The following is a 15729-nucleotide window of genomic DNA, read 5'->3' as shown; positions in this document are numbered from 1 at the left end:
GCGCCTGCGCGCAGCCACTCGATCCTCACGGCGGTTCGTTGGTCCCGCATCATGAGGTCGACACGACCCAAGAGGCCAAGTACCCGGCCGAGCTTGAACGGGCTATGCGGAAATGGGGAATGTGTGAGTGCAACGTTGATGCGGGATCTGCAGAGGATTTCGTTCCAATCTGAGCAGTTCCGCTTGGCATGACGCCAGCTGATGCGATGTCGGGAGGGGGTCAAGTCGAAGCCTTGCCTCACTGTGCGGCTTACAGAGACCGCTCCCGACACGCCGTCCGTGATATTCCGCTACGCCGATACCCGGCCGATTGCGGCGGCGATGCTCGCGGCGCGCTCCTTGGGTGGTATCATGGCTACCTCCGCGCAAATGGGAGTAGAAGCTCTGTCGCTGCCGCGCTTGACGCTGGCAGCTCCGACAGGTTTTGCCCTTTCGGCAGGAGTGTCAACCCCTGAAGGGCGCTCGAAATGGCGCATATCGATACGGATCGGCGCATCTGTCATTCGCCCGCCGCTGAGGTTGCTTGCCTTCATTACGCCTATGGAATAGCGAAACGGCACATCACCGAAATTCGATGCTGGCTGCGATCGTTACGCGCCGGATCCGATATCCGCAGCGGTCTCGTCGATCGTTGCAAGCGACCAGGAGGTTCCGTTGATCCCCCGCTACAGCCGTCCGGAAATGGTCGCGATCTGGTCTCCGGAGACCAAGTTTCGAATCTGGTTCGAGATCGAAGCGCATGCCACGACGGCTCTGGCCGAGCTCGGCTATGTGCCGCGTGAGGCCGCGGCGAAGGTCTGGGAGCTGGGCGCCAAGGCAGAATTCGACGTCGAGCGCATCGACGCGATCGAACGCGAAGTGAAGCACGACGTCATCGCCTTCCTGACGCATCTGGCCGAGATCGTCGGTCCGGAGGCGCGCTTCGTGCATCAGGGCATGACTTCATCCGACGTGCTCGATACCTGCCTCAACGTCCAGCTGACTCGTGCCGCGGATCTCCTGCTTCAGGATCTCGATAATCTGCTGGCAGCTCTGAAGCGTCGCGCTTTCGAGCACAAGATGACGCCCACGATCGGCCGTTCGCATGGGATTCATGCAGAGCCGACGACGTTCGGGCTGAAGCTCGCGCAGGCCTATGCGGAATTCGAACGCGCCAAGCTCAGGCTCATCGCGGCGCAGCGGGAGGTTGCCACCTGCGCCATCTCGGGGGCCGTGGGAACCTTCGCGAATATCGATCCACGGGTGGAGGAATACGTCGCGGAGCAGATGGGCCTCTCGGTCGAGCCGGTCTCGACGCAGGTCATTCCGCGTGATCGCCATGCCATGTTCTTCGCCACGCTCGGAGTGATCGCCTCATCGATCGAGCGGCTGGCGACGGAGATCCGCCACCTCCAGCGGAGCGAGGTTCTCGAAGCAGAAGAGTATTTCTCGGAAGGTCAGAAGGGCTCCTCCGCGATGCCCCACAAGCGCAACCCCGTGCTGACGGAGAACCTCACAGGCCTCTCACGAATGGTGCGTGCCTATGTCGTGCCTGCCCTCGAGAACGTAGCCCTCTGGCATGAGCGGGACATTTCCCACTCCTCCGTCGAGCGGATGATCGGGCCCGATGCAACAGTTACCCTGGATTTCGCTCTTGCGCGCCTGACCGGCGTCATCGACCGGCTCCTGGTCTATCCGGAAAACATGCAGCGCAACCTGGATCGGCTCGGCGGCCTCGTTCACTCCCAGCGTGTGCTGCTCGCCCTCACTCAGGAGGGCGTATCTCGGGAAGACGCCTATCGGCTTGTGCAGCGCAATGCGATGCCGGTCTGGCGGGGTGAAGGCGAGTTTCTGGACCTCCTGAAGAAGGATCCGGAGGTGTCATCCAAGCTGTCCAACGAGGAATTGGAGGCCTGTTTCGACCTCGCCTACCATTTCAAGCATGTCGACACGATATTCAGGCGGGTGTTCGGCGCCGCGCAGTGAAATCGACTCCGGCGTCGGGCTCTCTCCCCGACGCGTCCCCTGAGAGACGACCGGCGCTCCATCCGACCGGTATCCGCCGAGACCGGGGCTGAACGATCATCTCGTGACGAGAGGAAGGTTCGGCTACGGCCCGGTTCTCGATTCCTTCTGGGGCCCCTTATGCGAACTTCCGATTGCGACATCCTCATCATCCCGGGCTTTGAAGGTTCCGGGCCAGACCATTGGCAGAGCCGCTGGGAGCGGCAGCTCTCGACGGCGCGACGCGTCGAGCAGGATAGCTGGGACGTACCGGATCGCGCCGCGTGGACGCACCGGATCGTCGAGGCCGTCGAGGCCGCACAGCGACCGGTTATCCTCGTCGCGCACTCTCTCGGCGTGGTTGCCGTGGCGCATGCCGCCCCGCTGCTCCCGGCTGGACGCGTGCGCGGCGCCTTCCTGGTTGGCCTCCCCGATGTGGAGCGCGCGGACTTCCCGTCTGTGATCGATCGCGCCTTCGCACCACTGCCGCGTGGACCTCTGCCTTTCCCCGCAGTGCTCGTCACCAGCCGCACCGATCCCTACTGCGACATTGAGACGGCGTCGGCTGTCGCTCACGACTGGGGCGCGGTTCCGGTCGATGCAGGTGACTCCGGACATATCGATACCGAGAGCGGCCACGGTCCCTGGCCTGAAGGCCTCATGCGGTTCGCCGGATTCCTGAAGCGGCTCTGATCGAGCTGAGGCCTTCCCGGTCGAACCGCACTCCGGCGACATGACGAAAATGTCATCTCTCCTCCACCCTGAGGTGAACTCCGATCGGCGAAGCTCGGCAATGCGAACTCTCGCGAAGGAGATTGGCATGACGATGATGAAAGCCCTGGCTCTGACATCCCTGCTCGCGTTGGGCGGCACCACTGCATGGGCCCAGGCTCAGGCGCCGGCAAGCCCGCCCGCTGCAGGCACGACGGAGCAGGCTGCGCCTCGGGAGAGAGGCCGGGCGCCTCTCAGCCGAGCCGACGTCAACGCCCTGACGGATGCTCGAATTGCCGGCATCCAGGCCGGGCTGAAGCTCAACTCGGAGCAGCAGCGGCTGTGGGGGCCGGTCGAGCAAGCCCTCCGCACTGCGGCGGCCGACCGGGCCGAGCGCATGGAGACGCGCCGTGAGCGCCGGGGTGAGCCCAGGCCCGATCTGATGCAGCGGCTCGAGCGCCGGGCCGAGATGTCCTCCAAGCGCGCGGAACACGCCACCGCTCTGGCAACTGCGATGAAGCCCCTGTGGGCCTCACTCGACGACAACCAGAAGCGGCTCCTCCCGATCCTCATGCGCCAGGATCGCATGATGGGTGGCCATGGACGCCAAATGCGCCATGCCATGCATCACGGAGGATGGCGGGACGCTATGCACGATCGCATGCGCGGCCCGGATGGTAACCGCAGCCCGCAGCAGGATCAGCCGCAGCGGCCCTGATCCATCGGGAGCCATGTGACTGCAGCGTCGTACCGGTTTCCGGTCGGAAACCGGTACACCTCCTTCGCTCGTTTGGTGGTTAATTCGCCGGGGCGTGAAGGAACTCGATCAGAATGTCTTTGCGCCATTCACCATGACCATCACGGCGTAGAGCGACGTCGTTCCGCACATGAAGAGACGATTTCGCTTCGGACCACCGAAGCAGACGTTGGCAACCACTTCGGGCGCGTGAATCTTGCCGAGGAGCGTGCCGTCCGGATCGTAGACATGGACTCCGTCGCTGGCCGAGGCCCAGATCCGACCGTCATCGTCGCACCTGAGGCCGTCGAAGAGCCCGGCCGTGCATTCCGCGAAAACACGGCCATCCGTGAGATTCCCGTCCTCGTCGACATCGAAGACCCGGATGTGGCGTGGTCCGTTCCTGACGTGCGTCGCTCCGGTATCCGCCACATACAGGCAGCGTTCGTCCGGTGAGAATGTCAGCCCATTCGGGCGAACGAAATCATCGGCGGCAATCCGCAATACCTCCGAATGGGGGTCGATCCGGTAGAGATGACAGGCTCCGATCTCGCTCGGTGCCTTGTGCCCTTCGTAATCGGAGTCGATCCCGTAGGCCGGATCCGTGAACCAGACGGACCGGTCCGAGCGAACCACCACGTCGTTCGGACTGTTGAGGCGTTTTCCGTCGAAATGATCGGCGAGCACGGTGATGCTGCCGTCATGCTCGGTTCGCGTCACGCGGCGCCCGCCATGCTCGCACGTGACGAGCCGTCCCTCCCGGTCGACCGTATTGCCGTTCGAGTAATTGGCCGGGTAGCGGAACACGCCGACCGCGCCGGTCGTCTCGTCGAACCGCAGCATCCGATCGTTCGGGATGTCGCTCCAGACGAGGAAGCGCCCGGCCGGGAAGTAGGCCGGCCCTTCCGCCCACCGGCACCCTTCATAGAGTTTCTCGAGCCGCGCATTGGGACTGACGAGGCGCGCGAAACGCTCGTCGCAGATTTCATAGATTTCAGCCGACATGCCGCCCTTTCCTCCCCGACACCGCTCTACGATCGCTCCCGATGACTGTTGTCATCGTGAGTCCGGATTGCCTCGCCTGCGGTTCGCAACGCCGCAGTGGAAGCGGAGTCTACTTCCGTTTCCGGTGGTGCTCCTCGCGCTCTCATGCCCTCCTCGTCATTGCGAACGCAGTGAAGCAATCTACCCGTCGATGGATGGTTCGCGTCGCCCGCGGCTTGCAATGACGGAAGTGCGACGGGAGGGGCTACGCATCACGGCCGCGGCCCACCATGACGAGGAGGGTGCTATGACAATGGGTAGTATGCACCCATGAAAAAGGCCCCGGCAATGCCGAGGCCTGGAGTGTGTCTCGTGACACCGCAAATGGTGCGGATCAGCGAGAATAGAACTCGATCACGAGGTTCGGCTCCATCTGCACGGCATACGGAACCTCGGAGAGTGAGGGAACGCGGTTGAGCTTCGCGGTCATCTTGGTGTGGTCCACCTCGATGTAGTCCGGAACATCCCTCTCGGCGAGCTGCGTGGAGACGACGACCAACTCGAGCTGCTTCGAGGCATCCTTCACCTCGATCACATCTCCGGGCTTCACGAGGAAGCTCGGAATGTTCACGCGCCGGCCGTTCACCTTCACGTGCCCGTGGTTCACGAACTGCCGCGCCGCAAACGGAGTCGGCACGAACTTCGCGCGATACACGATGGCATCGAGACGGCGCTCGAGCAGGCCAATGAGGTTCTCGCCCGAGTCGCCCTTCTGGCGGATCGCCTCCGCGTAGTACCGGCGGAACTGCTTCTCGGTGATGTTCGCGTAGTAGCCCTTGAGCTTCTGCTTGGCCCGGAGCTGCGTGCCAAAGTCCGACAGCTTGCCCTTGCGGCGCTGTCCATGCTGACCCGGCCCATACTCACGGCGATTGACGGGGCTCTTCGGGCGGCCCCAGATATTCTGGCCCATGCGGCGGTCAAGCTTGTGCTTGGCCTGAATGCGCTTCGACATCGCGGTTCCTCTGTGTTGTCGAACGGCTTTTCGAGGAACGCGCCCTCCTCTGCCCTTTCGGGCCGACAGGCCGGCCGGAGCCGGGCCACGGGTGCGTAAAATATCAGCGCGGCCCTTGGAGGGGCCGCGCGGACCGGGGTTGCTACCTCCGGCCGTTACGAATGTCAATGTGATGTTCGCGTTCGTTCGCGAGGCTCAGCTCTGATGGAGCGGCATCGGCTCGATCGTGATCCGCGGCAATCCCCGTTCGGCAAGAGCCCACCGCAGGGAATCCGACAGCCCGGCGCCGCCGGTAAAGACGGCCCAGGCGGCCTGCTCGTCGGCCCGCTGCCTGGGGATCGGAGGTCCGAGGAGCTGGGTCATTCGCCGGGCGACGGCCGGAGCCGGGTCGAGGAATGTCACGGGCCACGGCGCGATCCGGGTGAACCGCTCCAGCAGCAGCGGATAATGCGTACAGGCCAGTGCAACCACGTCGGTCCGTGCGCCATCTCGGCTCACGAAGCAGGGGGCGATCTCGGCTGCAATGTCGCCGTCCGGTACAGGACAGCCCGCGAGTTCCGCCTCGGCGAAACCGGCGAGGCGCCTCGATCCGACGAGCGTCACGCTGCAATCGCCTCCATAGGTGGCGATCAGGTCCCGCGTGTAGTCCCGTGCGACGGTCCCCGGGGTCGCCAGCACGGAGATGAGCTTCGACCGGGACAGCGCGGCGGCAGGCTTGATCGCCGGGACCGTCCCGACGAACGGGATCGAGAATCGCGCTCTCAGCGCCGGGAGACAAAGGGTCGATGCGGTGTTGCAGGCGACGACGACGAGGTCCGGCGAGACGAGATCGATGAGCCGGGCGATGACCGAGACGACACGGGAAATGAGCGCATCCTCGCTCAGGCGTCCGTACGGAAAGCCTGCGTCATCCGCGGCATAGACGAATTGCGCATCCGGGCGCGCCTTGACGGCCTCACTGAAGACCGTGAGGCCACCGAATCCTGAATCGAAGACGAGGATGGTTGGCGCAGGGGCCGGCATGACGGCAGCCCTATAGATTGTCCCTGCAAGGAGATCGATCCGCATGCTCTGCCCCGGCCCTGTCATGCCGTGTCAGGATGGCGGATCACGATGAAAAATCGGTTATGGATCAGCCAGTGAGCCGGCCCGGGGCGGGTCGCCCCGTCAGTTGATCCGCCGCCGGGGACTGGCCTGTGCCTTCTCGGGCTCGCCTTCCCCTTTCGGCATTTCCGCGGACAGCCGCTTCATGGGCCAGCCGTCGCTCCAATTACCCATGTCGACCAGATAGGGATCGCTGCGGAGCGAGGCTGCGTCGCGGCCTGCGAAGGCCGCTTCCAACGCCAGATCGAATGTCTTCCAATAGGCAAGATAGTCGAGCGTATCGGTCTTGTTCGCTCCGAGCTGGCCCGTGAGCACGGTCTGCTCTCCCGTGAGAGCCATGTCGGCCGTCCACTTCCAGCGCGACGCCTTATCCTTCGGGTCACGGGGTGGATCGGGCGGCAGCTTGATCCCGGCCGCATCATAGGCCGGCATCGGGGAACCCGGCGAGGCGAGCGTCGCGCTCGTCACCGGAAATCCGTGGCTGTCGGACAATGCCCGCATGAACAGCTTCCGGTTGACCGGCACGCCTGTGGTCTCCCGCAGGATGCGGCGGCTCGCCCGATCGGTCGGAAGATGATCACGGTCGCCGCTCATCGTGATCAGGAGCGTGTCCGGATCCAGCTTGCCGAGATCCTCGAGCAGGATGCCCCGCGATTTGGCGTCGGAGGCGATGCCGCCGGGCATGAGAGCGAAGACGAGCTTCGGCGTCGGGAGCCCATCTTCCGCGGCCTCAATCGCGAGGTTGAGCCCGATAGCGGCTCCAGCGAGGTGGCCGACGACTGCAACCCTCCCCGGATCCGGGTGCGCTTCCTTGTCGTCCTTCAGAGCCTCGAGTGCCTCGCGCACCAGTGTTGCGGCCATTGCGGTCGCATCAGCCGGCCGGGTGCGGTTCACCTCCTGAAAGCGCGGGAAGAGGACGAGATTTCCCCTACGCGCGAGGTGCTCGATCCATCCGCCATAATACTGAGGGTTCGCGGCCCCCCATGAATGCAGGAAGATGATAACGGGCCGGGCCTTGCTCGCCTCGCCGGCGGCATGAAAGACGAAAGTGGCGGCGCTCGCGCTCCCGACGGCTCGCTTGACGACGGTCTCATTCGGGTAATCGGCGCCTCCGGGCCCTTTCTCGGGCTGCCCGGGCGGCGTTGCGGCGAAGGCCGGCGCAAGGAGGGACGTGGTCAGCAGAGCTGCCAGGAGGGCACGACGCATGATCGAACTCGCTCGGAGGGGCGCCGTCCGGCGCCAAGCTGGACCAAACCATAGCCGAATTAAGTCTTCCTCCCATGCGCACTTTCGCACAGGGCCCGGACGACGCCCCGCAACGTACGGACATCCTGCTCCGAGAGATCTCGCCGGTGGAAGATGTCCCGCATGTTGCGGATCATGATGGCGCGCTTGTCGGCAGGGAAGTAGCCGATCGCATCGAGTTGCCCTTCGAGATAGTCGAGGAAGGACAAGACCGCTTCCCGGGTCGCCCCGGACGACCGCATATCCTCCCCGAAGGGGATCGAGGCACCTGACTGGCGGGACCATTCGTAGCCGACCAGCAGCACGGATTGCGCGAGGTTCAAGGACGGGAATTCGGGATCGACCGGAAAGGTGATGATCGCATCGGCAAGGGACACCTCGTCATTGTCGAGCCCGGCGCGCTCCCGCCCGAAGAGTATGCCGACCCGCTCCCCGGCCCGGAGACGGGCGGCCGCCTGCGACAGGCCCGCCTCCGGCCCATGGACCCGCTTCATCTGATCGCGCTCGCGGGCGGTCGTCGCGAGGACGAAGTGGAGATCGGCGATGGCTTCTCGAAGGGTCGGGAAGAGCTTCGCATTTTCCAGGATGTGCGAGGCACCGGACGCAGCCGAATGCGCCCCCTTTTTGGGCCACCCATTCCGGGGCGAGACGAGCCGCAGTTCCGACAGGCCGAAATTGGCCATTGCGCGGGCCGCCATCCCGATATTCTCGGCGAGCTGCGGCTCGACGAGGACGATGGCGGGCGTGGGGCGGGGTGACGAGGTCATTCGGGCGCTTTGTCACGAAAGCAGGACCTGCCGCAATGACGATCTCGGGAGGCTATCCGGGCAATCCGACGAAGGGGCCTCTGCCTGCGACAGGCTGGCTTCCCCCACCGCCGAAGCCGCGCTATAGCCGCGGCCAAGCCCTCAGCCGTTCGGCGGGGCGCACCAGACCCTCCAGCGCAAGGTGAGCTCATGGCGAAGATTAAGGTCGCCAATCCGGTCGTCGAACTCGACGGCGACGAGATGACCCGGATTATCTGGCACTTCATCAAGGACAAGCTGATCCACCCGTATCTCGATGTGGATCTCAAATACTACGATCTCAGCATCGAGAACCGGGACGCTACGAACGACCAGGTCACGGTCGACGCCGCGGAGGCGATCAAGCGCTACGGCGTCGGCGTGAAATGTGCGACGATCACGGCCGACGAGGCTCGCGTCAAGGAATTCAATCTCAAGGAGATGTGGAAGTCGCCGAACGGCACGATCCGCAACATCCTCGGCGGCGTGATTTTCCGCGAACCGATCATCTGCCGGAACGTGCCGCGCCTCGTGCCGGGCTGGACCCAGCCGATCGTGATCGGGCGTCATGCCTTCGGAGACCAGTATCGCGCCACCGATTTCAAGGTGCCCGGCAAGGGCCGCCTGACGATCAAGTTCGAGGGCGAGGACGGCACGGTCATCGAGAAGGAAGTGTTCAAGTTTCCGGACGCCGGCGTCGCGCTGGCGATGTACAACCTGGACGATTCCATTCGGGATTTCGCCCGCGCCTCGCTGAACTACGGCCTGATGCGGAAATATCCCGTCTATCTCTCGACCAAGAACACAATCCTCAAGATTTATGACGGACGCTTCAAGGATATCTTCCAGGAGGTCTACGACAACGAGTTCAAGTCGAAGTTCGACGCGGCCGGCATCACCTACGAGCACCGGCTGATCGACGACATGGTCGCCTCTGCCCTGAAGTGGTCGGGCGGATATGTCTGGGCCTGCAAGAACTATGACGGCGACGTACAATCCGACACGGTGGCGCAGGGCTTCGGATCCCTCGGGCTGATGACCTCCGTCCTCATGACTCCCGACGGCCGGACCGTCGAGGCGGAAGCGGCGCACGGCACGGTGACCCGTCACTATCGGGAGCACCAGAAGGGCAAGGAGACGTCGACCAATTCGATCGCGTCGATCTTCGCCTGGACACGCGGCCTCGCGCATCGGGCCAAGCTCGACGATAATGCGGAACTCGCGCGGTTCGCGACGACGCTCGAGAAGGTCTGCGTCGACACCGTCGAGCAGGGCTTCATGACGAAGGATCTCGCCCTCCTCGTCGGAGCCGATCAGAAGTGGCTGTCGACGACCGGCTTCCTCGACAAGATCGACGAGAACCTCAAGAAGGCGATGGCCGCCTAGCGCATCGTGCGGAAAAGTGGGGCCACTTTTCCGCGTCGAATGATGCGCCGCTCAAGGACCGAAGCATTCGTGCCGGGCCCCGTGCCCGGCACACCTTGCCGAGATCTCTGGACCGGTCCCCCGCGCCGTGGCGCTTCCTCCAATTGCGCCGGCGCATTCCCGCGCGTCGATGGTCGATGAATGCATCCGTCGCGGGCGCCCCTCGGCACCGCCCCCACATACCGCCCCCTGGAATCCCCTGCCATTTTGGCGGTCCTGGGAATTTTGTCGATAAAATCGTTTACACTCCCCAGAAAACATTTATTTTCGATCCTACCGTCGGATCAAAGATGCGGGAGCCACCGCCGACCGACGTCGGGAAACGCAACCGAGGAGTGGGCGATGTCTTTCTTCAGGAACATTGTGGGAATGGCCGCGGGCGCCGTCATCGCGTCTGCCGGCTTCGCGGCGCCGACGGCTGCACAGGCACAGAAGGTGCAGGTTGCGCTCGGGGACACGATTTCCGTCGAGACCCTGGCCTACCTCGTCGCGCTCGAGCGCGCGAAGGAACGTGGGGTCGATTACAACCTGACGTCGTTCGCCAAAGAGGAGCTCGCGATCCAGGCAGTCGTGAACGGCCAGGCGGATCTCGGGATCGGGACGCCGTATTCGGTCGCGCAGAAGTCGAAGGCACCGCTGCGCGGGCTGTTCCAGGTGACGCGGCTCGTCTTCTTTGCCGTCGCCGACAAGTCCTACAAGACCTGGAAGGATCTCGACGGACAAACGATGACGTTCCATGCGCGCGGGACGGGTACCGAGGCGATCGGGAACATCATTGCTGAAAAGAACGGGATCAAGTTCGGGCAGCGGAATTACGTCCCGGGCTCCGAGAACCGCGTCGTCGCGATGCTGAACGGGCAGATTAAGGCGACGATCGTCGATCTTCCCAACAAGAATCTCCTGCTCTCGAAGGCGCCGGATCGCTTCCATGTCCTCCCGGGCATCGACGAGAAGGCGAGCGACGAGATCCTGTTCACGCGCACGGACTGGCTCGAGAAGAACACCGAGAAGGCCGACATCATCGTCGAGGAATTCGCGAAATTCTGGCAGGAAATGGCCCGCAATCCGAGTGTCGTCGAGGAAGAGCGCGCCAAGCGTGGCCTCCTCAAGGATCTCCCGAAGGAGCTCCTCAGCGACGTCGCCAATTACTACAAGGAAGCGGTTGAGAACGGGGTGTTCGACAAGGCCGGCGGCAGCCCGGAAGCCGTGAAAGCCGATTTCACGTTCTACACGCAGGCTGGCCAGATGACCGGCGATCCGAAGGATCTCAAGGTCGAAGACTTCTGGAACTTCGGCCCCCTCGATCGCGCTCATAAGAAGCTCGGGAGCTGAGCCAGGATCGAGCGCCGCCCTGGGGGCCCGAGGGCCCCCGATTTCTTTCTGCGCGAAGAGAGGTGACGCCCATGTCGCAATCTGTGGAAGGCCTGCGTCCGGTTTCGATCGAGTCGTCAAGCCCCGACGCGTCCGGTGCCATGAAGAGGCTGGCGCAGCATTCCATGGTTCTTCGCGTGCTCTCCTTCGCGATTGTGCTCGCAGCCTGGGAATATGCGGGCCGGCTCCCCATCAGCCCGTCCTTTCCGACGTTCCTCGAATCGCTGTCCGCATTCGTCGGCATGCTGCTCGACGGCAGCCTGATCACTGCTTTCGGCATCACCCTCGTTCCGCTCGTGATCGGGATCGTGCTTTCGGCCGCGGTGGGTGTCGCGGTTGGCGTGGCGATGGGCCTGAACGAACGGATCGAGTGGTTCGGCGTGCCGGTCTTCATCGTCATGCAGGCCGCGCCTCTGGCAGCGCTCGTCCCGCTCCTGGTGCTGGCCTACGGCATCGGCATCATGACCAAAGTTTTCGTGGTCTGCATCATGGCGCTCCCGGTCATCGTGCTGAACTCGTTCAAGGCAGTCCGGCACACACCCAATTCGCTGATCGAGATGGGCGAGAGCTTCATGGCCACGCGCCGGCAGCTCATCTTCAAGATCATCCTCCCGTCGGCGACTCCGGTGATCTTCGCGGGCCTCCGCCTTGGTCTCGCTGCCGGCTTCGTCGGTGCGATCCTGGCCGAGCTCCTCGTCACGCCGACCGGCGTCGGTGACATCATCACCTACAACCAATCGATTGCCGATTACCCGAAGATGTATGCGGCGATCGCGGCAGTCATCCTCGTATCGGTGCTCTTCATCGAGTTCCTCGGCTGGAGCGAGCAGCGATTCCTGCGGCCTGAGAAGCGAGCATCACGATGAGAAGTGCAGCCCTGCAGCAAATGCCATCCCCTGCGCAGACGGCCGGTGCCGCATCACCGATCGTGGAAGTCCGGGGGGTCTCCAAGATCTATCCGGGCGGAGTCGAAGCGCTCAACAATATCAGCCTGTCCTTTCCCGAAGGCGAGTTGACGTCGCTCCTCGGCCCCTCCGGTTGCGGGAAGACGACGCTCCTCAAGATCATTGCCGGACTCCTCCCTCCGACCAGCGGCGATGTCCTCATCCGCGGCCGCAAAGTCACGGGGCCGGGGCCGGAGCGGTCCTTCGTGTTCCAGGACTTTGCCCTGATGCCCTGGGCCACCGTGATCCGGAATGCTGCCTTCGGGTTGGAGCTTCGCGGTGTTCCGCGTTCCGAGCGTGAGGCGCGCGCCGAGAAATACCTCGCCGATGTCGGTCTGAAGGGCTTCGAGCAGAAATTTCCGCATCAATTGTCCGGGGGCATGCGCCAGCGGGTCGGGCTTGCGCGGGCGCTCGCCGTGAATGCCGACATCGTCATGATGGACGAGCCCTTCTCGGCCGTCGACGAGCAGACCCGCCGTCAATTCCAGGAGGATCTCCTCCGGCTCGTGGCGCAGGAGCGCAAGACGTTCCTGTTCGTCACGCACAGCATCGAAGAGGCGGTCTATGTCTCCAACCGGATCGTGCTCTTGTCACGCCGGCCGAGCCGCGTCTCCGAGATCATCGACGTCGAGCTGCCGCGCGAGACCGGTCCGGATCAGATCCGGCGCCACCCGATCTACCTCGATACGGTCGAGCGCATCTGGCAGACGCTCAAGCATTACCTGGATTGAGACCTTGCCATGACGATTTTCGGTCTTCGCATTCCCGCGATGGCATCGCTGATCCTCTGGGCCGTGCTCTGGGAGATCGTCGGTCGGCTCGAGCTGACGATCCTCATCCCGCCCCTGTCGACGGCACTCGAGAAGCTGTTCGAGATCGCGGCAAACGAGTCCTTCTGGGACGCACTCGGGATCACGATGCGGACGTTTCTCGTGGGCAGCGGCATCGCGATCATGGTTGGCGTTCCGGTCGGAATTCTGATGGGGCGCTCGGCCATTCTCGATGGAATGCTTCTCCCCTGGGTGAACACGTTCATCTCGGCGCCGCTGTCTGCGGTCGTCCCCGTCATCATGGCGCTCTTCGGCTTCGGTGAGACCACGATCATTCTGACCGTCGTGCTCTTCGCGATCTGGATCATCATCCTGGATGCACGGGCCGGAACTCATGCGATCTCCTCATCGCTCGTGGAAATGGCGCGCGTGTACGGGGCGTCGCCGTGGCAGGCTTTCACGAAGATCTACATCTGGTCGGCTCTCCCCGAGATCCTCACCGGAATCCGGCTCGGCCTGCTCCGAGCCGTCAAGGGCGTCATCATCGGGCAGCTTCTCGTATCGGTCGTGGGATTTGGCCGTTTGTTCGAGATCTACTCGTCGAATTTCCTGATGTCCCACATGTGGGCGCTGCTGATCGTATTGTTCGGCCTCGCCTTCGTGATCGACACGATGTTCGGTTACATCGAGCGGAAGGTCGAGTATTTCGCCGCCTCCAGACACTAGCAGAGAAGAAGGACGCTACCGTGGGTTACGTGATCTCCCCTCCTCCCGTGCCGTCATTGCGGGTCGTCGGATCCGACGATGAATTCCCGGTGCGGCGGATCTACTGCATCGGTCGCAACTATGCCGAACACGCGATCGAGATGGGCCACGATCCCACCAAGGAGCCTCCGTTCTTCTTTCAGAAGAACCCTGACAATCTCCTTCCCGAAGGCCAGGACTTTCCCTATCCGCCGAAGACCGAGGACGTTCATTTCGAGATCGAGCTCGTCGTCGCGCTCAAGAGCGGCGGAACGAACATCCCTGTCGAAAACGCGATGGATCACGTCTTTGGCTATGCCGTCGGTCTGGACATGACACGGCGCGATCTGCAGGGCGAAGCCAAGAAGCTGGGGCGTCCCTGGGAGATCGGCAAGGCCTTCGAGCATTCGGCCCCATGCGGACCGATCGTGCCCGCAGAGAAGACCGGACACCTGACGGAGGGCTCGGTCACGCTCGAAGTAAATGGGCAACTGAAGCAGAAGGGTGATCTCAACCAGATGATCTGGAAGATCCCCGAGATGATCTCCTACCTCTCCGATTATTTCAGGCTCGCTCCGGGCGACCTGATCATGTCCGGCACCCCCGCAGGCGTCGGCGCCGTCAAGCGCGGCGACACTCTGCTGGGTAAGGTGGAAGGTGTCGGAGAGCTGAAGGTGAAGGTGGCTTAAGCCTTCGCGCGTGTCTCACCGTCGTTGCGAACGCAGTGAAGTAATCCCAAAGCGCATCCGTCGACGGGTAGATTGCTTCGCCTGCGGCTCGCAAGGACGAAGTGCGGTGGGATGGGTTGTGCGTACGGCCTGCGGCGCGCAATGACAGCAGTGGGTTCGCGGCAGGCTGACGACGCCAGACCACAATGACGGCAGTGGGTCCGGCGCTACTCCGGTTCCGGCATTGCTCCTCACGCCCTCAGACCCTCTTCGTCATTGCGAACGAAGTGAAGCAATCTACCCGCCGACGGAGGTGCTCCCGGTTTGCTTAGCCTCCGGCTCGCAATGACGAAGTGGATCCGTGTCACGCGGGCCGGCTGCGGAACTCTTCCTCGATAATCGCCTGCGTCCTCCGGTAATGCGCATCGAGAAGCGAGACGGCGCGGTCGATGTCGCCGTCGATCGTGGCTTCCATGATTCCCCTGTGTTCGTCCGGCCCTTGCCGCTGCGGAAAAACGCGTGCGGCTGCGAGCTTCCGGTAGCGGTCTGCCTGATCGCGCAACTCGTCGCAGAAAGTGAGGAGTTGCGATGATCCGCAATTTGCAATTAGCGCGTGGTGGAACGCGCGGTGGCGCTCCTCCCATTCCGGATTGATCGTATAGGCAGCCGTGTCGAGCGAGCGTTTGGTTCGTGACAGACGGTGGAACGCAAGAACGAGATTCTCTTCCCACGGCGCGTTTCGGTGGATGATCGACTCCCGCAGGGCGATCGCTTCGACCCAGCACCGCGTCTTCACGAGTTCGTCGAGTTGCTCGAGGCTGACCGCAGCGACGTAGAACCCGCGCTGGTCTCGCCTTTCCACGAGGCCATCCTGCGACAGGCGGTTGAGGGCTTCCCGGACCGGGCTCGCCCCTGTCCCGTAGCGCTCGCACACGAACTCGATCCGCAACTTCAAGGCCGGTGCGAGACCGCCCGACAGGATGTCGTCGCGAATGCGATCGTAAACGGTGGTCGCCGTCGTGGCGCGGATATTGTGCTCGTTCATCGACAGGCCCTTCCGGCGGGCAGCATTGCGCAAAACAGGACGTGTATCCAAGCAAAAAATCGATAAAACTCCACTATCGGCTCGTAAAGATAATTTCTTGCCCGGAGACCACTTCAGGAAGCCGCCTTCGAGGGATCTCGCGTGACCCCATAGTCGTTATTGCCGTCCGGTGGCTCGGGGGCCGGGAGGTGGCCATCACCCG

At 63.3% G+C, this 15729-nt stretch carries 15 protein-coding genes; 9 read left to right on the top strand and 6 right to left on the bottom strand.

Annotated elements, in window-relative coordinates; all coding sequences use genetic code 11:
* The first annotated feature begins 654 nt into the window (after window positions 1–654).
* The 3 genes from purB (at window position 655) to BN1233_RS35390 (ending at window position 3412) form a co-directional block, all read left to right on the top strand.
* The gene (purB, locus tag BN1233_RS35400; RefSeq protein ID WP_046868349.1) at window positions 655–1965 is read left to right on the top strand and encodes an adenylosuccinate lyase; all 1311 of its coding nucleotides are present in this window, start codon (window positions 655–657) and stop codon (window positions 1963–1965) included.
* A 159-nt stretch (window positions 1966–2124) separates the two neighbouring features.
* The gene (locus tag BN1233_RS35395; RefSeq protein ID WP_046868348.1) at window positions 2125–2676 is read left to right on the top strand and encodes an RBBP9/YdeN family alpha/beta hydrolase; all 552 of its coding nucleotides are present in this window, start codon (window positions 2125–2127) and stop codon (window positions 2674–2676) included.
* Window positions 2677–2803: 127 nt separating this feature from the next.
* Window positions 2804–3412 carry a Spy/CpxP family protein refolding chaperone gene (locus BN1233_RS35390; RefSeq protein WP_187144453.1) on the top strand — a complete coding sequence of 203 codons (609 nt, stop codon included), beginning with the start codon at window positions 2804–2806 and terminating at the stop codon, window positions 3410–3412.
* 108 nt (window positions 3413–3520) lie between these two features.
* On the opposite strand, the gene BN1233_RS35385 is transcribed toward BN1233_RS35390, so the two are convergent.
* The 5 genes from BN1233_RS35385 to BN1233_RS35365 all read right to left on the bottom strand — a co-directional run bounded on the left by BN1233_RS35385 (window position 3521) and on the right by BN1233_RS35365 (window position 8542).
* A complete protein-coding gene (locus BN1233_RS35385; RefSeq protein ID WP_046868347.1) occupies window positions 3521–4435 on the bottom strand; it encodes an SMP-30/gluconolactonase/LRE family protein in 915 nt (304 codons plus the stop codon).
* A 373-nt stretch (window positions 4436–4808) separates the two neighbouring features.
* Window positions 4809–5426, bottom strand: coding sequence for a 30S ribosomal protein S4 (gene rpsD / locus BN1233_RS35380; RefSeq protein ID WP_046868346.1), 618 nt, complete (start codon window positions 5424–5426; stop codon window positions 4809–4811).
* A gap of 195 nt (window positions 5427–5621) precedes the next feature.
* Window positions 5622–6494, bottom strand: a complete 873-nt coding sequence (gene murI, locus BN1233_RS35375; RefSeq protein WP_046868345.1) for a glutamate racemase — start codon at window positions 6492–6494, stop codon at window positions 5622–5624.
* A gap of 99 nt (window positions 6495–6593) precedes the next feature.
* The gene (locus BN1233_RS35370; protein ID WP_046868344.1) at window positions 6594–7736 is read right to left on the bottom strand and encodes an alpha/beta hydrolase fold domain-containing protein; all 1143 of its coding nucleotides are present in this window, start codon (window positions 7734–7736) and stop codon (window positions 6594–6596) included.
* Between the two features lie 59 nt (window positions 7737–7795).
* Entirely contained in the window at window positions 7796–8542 is a 747-nt protein-coding gene (locus tag BN1233_RS35365; protein WP_046868343.1) for an RNA methyltransferase, read from the bottom strand.
* A 189-nt stretch (window positions 8543–8731) separates the two neighbouring features.
* Here BN1233_RS35365 and BN1233_RS35360 point away from each other — a divergent pair, with 189 nt between their 5' ends.
* The 6 genes from BN1233_RS35360 (at window position 8732) to BN1233_RS35335 (ending at window position 14503) form a co-directional block, all read left to right on the top strand.
* On the top strand, window positions 8732–9946 hold the full coding sequence (locus tag BN1233_RS35360) for an NADP-dependent isocitrate dehydrogenase (RefSeq protein WP_046868342.1): 1215 nt from the start codon (window positions 8732–8734) through the stop codon (window positions 9944–9946).
* A gap of 381 nt (window positions 9947–10327) precedes the next feature.
* On the top strand, window positions 10328–11317 hold the full coding sequence (locus BN1233_RS35355) for an ABC transporter substrate-binding protein (RefSeq protein ID WP_046868341.1): 990 nt from the start codon (window positions 10328–10330) through the stop codon (window positions 11315–11317).
* Between the two features lie 71 nt (window positions 11318–11388).
* On the top strand, window positions 11389–12222 hold the full coding sequence (locus BN1233_RS35350; protein ID WP_046868340.1) for an ABC transporter permease: 834 nt from the start codon (window positions 11389–11391) through the stop codon (window positions 12220–12222).
* Window positions 12219–13031, top strand: a complete 813-nt coding sequence (locus BN1233_RS35345) for an ABC transporter ATP-binding protein (RefSeq protein ID WP_046868339.1) — start codon at window positions 12219–12221, stop codon at window positions 13029–13031. The genes BN1233_RS35350 and BN1233_RS35345 overlap by 4 nt, the downstream gene beginning before the upstream one ends.
* 9 nt (window positions 13032–13040) lie before the next feature.
* Window positions 13041–13796 (top strand): ABC transporter permease, encoded by a 756-nt coding sequence (locus BN1233_RS35340; protein WP_046868338.1) that lies wholly within the window; start codon window positions 13041–13043, stop codon window positions 13794–13796.
* Window positions 13797–13816: 20 nt separating this feature from the next.
* Window positions 13817–14503: a fumarylacetoacetate hydrolase family protein gene (locus tag BN1233_RS35335; RefSeq protein ID WP_046868337.1), complete on the top strand. Its 687-nt coding sequence runs from the start codon at window positions 13817–13819 to the stop codon at window positions 14501–14503.
* Between the two features lie 343 nt (window positions 14504–14846).
* Here the strand turns inward: BN1233_RS35335 and BN1233_RS35330 are convergent, their stop codons facing one another.
* A complete protein-coding gene (locus BN1233_RS35330) occupies window positions 14847–15527 on the bottom strand; it encodes a GntR family transcriptional regulator (RefSeq protein WP_147707730.1) in 681 nt (226 codons plus the stop codon).
* Window positions 15528–15729 lie beyond the last annotated feature (202 nt).

Source organism: Microvirga massiliensis (genome assembly GCF_001006805.1).
GTDB lineage: Bacteria > Pseudomonadota > Alphaproteobacteria > Rhizobiales > Beijerinckiaceae > Microvirga > Microvirga massiliensis.
Note: the sequence above shows the minus strand (reverse complement) of the source record. Positions and strands in the feature narration are given on the sequence as shown.

Excerpts from the sequence above, each read along its gene's own strand:
- BN1233_RS35365 (WP_046868343.1), bottom strand. The coding sequence starts at position 8,542 with ATGACCTCGTCACCCCGCCCCACGCCCGCCATCGTCCTCGTCGAGCCG.
- BN1233_RS35340 (WP_046868338.1), top strand. The coding sequence starts at position 13,041 with ATGACGATTTTCGGTCTTCGCATTCCCGCGATGGCATCGCTGATCCTC.
- BN1233_RS35350 (WP_046868340.1), top strand. The coding sequence starts at position 11,389 with ATGTCGCAATCTGTGGAAGGCCTGCGTCCGGTTTCGATCGAGTCGTCA.
- murI (WP_046868345.1), bottom strand. The coding sequence starts at position 6,494 with ATGCGGATCGATCTCCTTGCAGGGACAATCTATAGGGCTGCCGTCATG.
- BN1233_RS35395 (WP_046868348.1), top strand. The coding sequence starts at position 2,125 with ATGCGAACTTCCGATTGCGACATCCTCATCATCCCGGGCTTTGAAGGT.
- BN1233_RS35390 (WP_187144453.1), top strand. The coding sequence starts at position 2,804 with ATGACGATGATGAAAGCCCTGGCTCTGACATCCCTGCTCGCGTTGGGC.
- BN1233_RS35345 (WP_046868339.1), top strand. The coding sequence starts at position 12,219 with ATGAGAAGTGCAGCCCTGCAGCAAATGCCATCCCCTGCGCAGACGGCC.
- BN1233_RS35370 (WP_046868344.1), bottom strand. The coding sequence starts at position 7,736 with ATGCGTCGTGCCCTCCTGGCAGCTCTGCTGACCACGTCCCTCCTTGCG.
- BN1233_RS35330 (WP_147707730.1), bottom strand. The coding sequence starts at position 15,527 with ATGAACGAGCACAATATCCGCGCCACGACGGCGACCACCGTTTACGAT.
- BN1233_RS35360 (WP_046868342.1), top strand. The coding sequence starts at position 8,732 with ATGGCGAAGATTAAGGTCGCCAATCCGGTCGTCGAACTCGACGGCGAC.
- BN1233_RS35355 (WP_046868341.1), top strand. The coding sequence starts at position 10,328 with ATGTCTTTCTTCAGGAACATTGTGGGAATGGCCGCGGGCGCCGTCATC.
- BN1233_RS35385 (WP_046868347.1), bottom strand. The coding sequence starts at position 4,435 with ATGTCGGCTGAAATCTATGAAATCTGCGACGAGCGTTTCGCGCGCCTC.
- rpsD (WP_046868346.1), bottom strand. The coding sequence starts at position 5,426 with ATGTCGAAGCGCATTCAGGCCAAGCACAAGCTTGACCGCCGCATGGGC.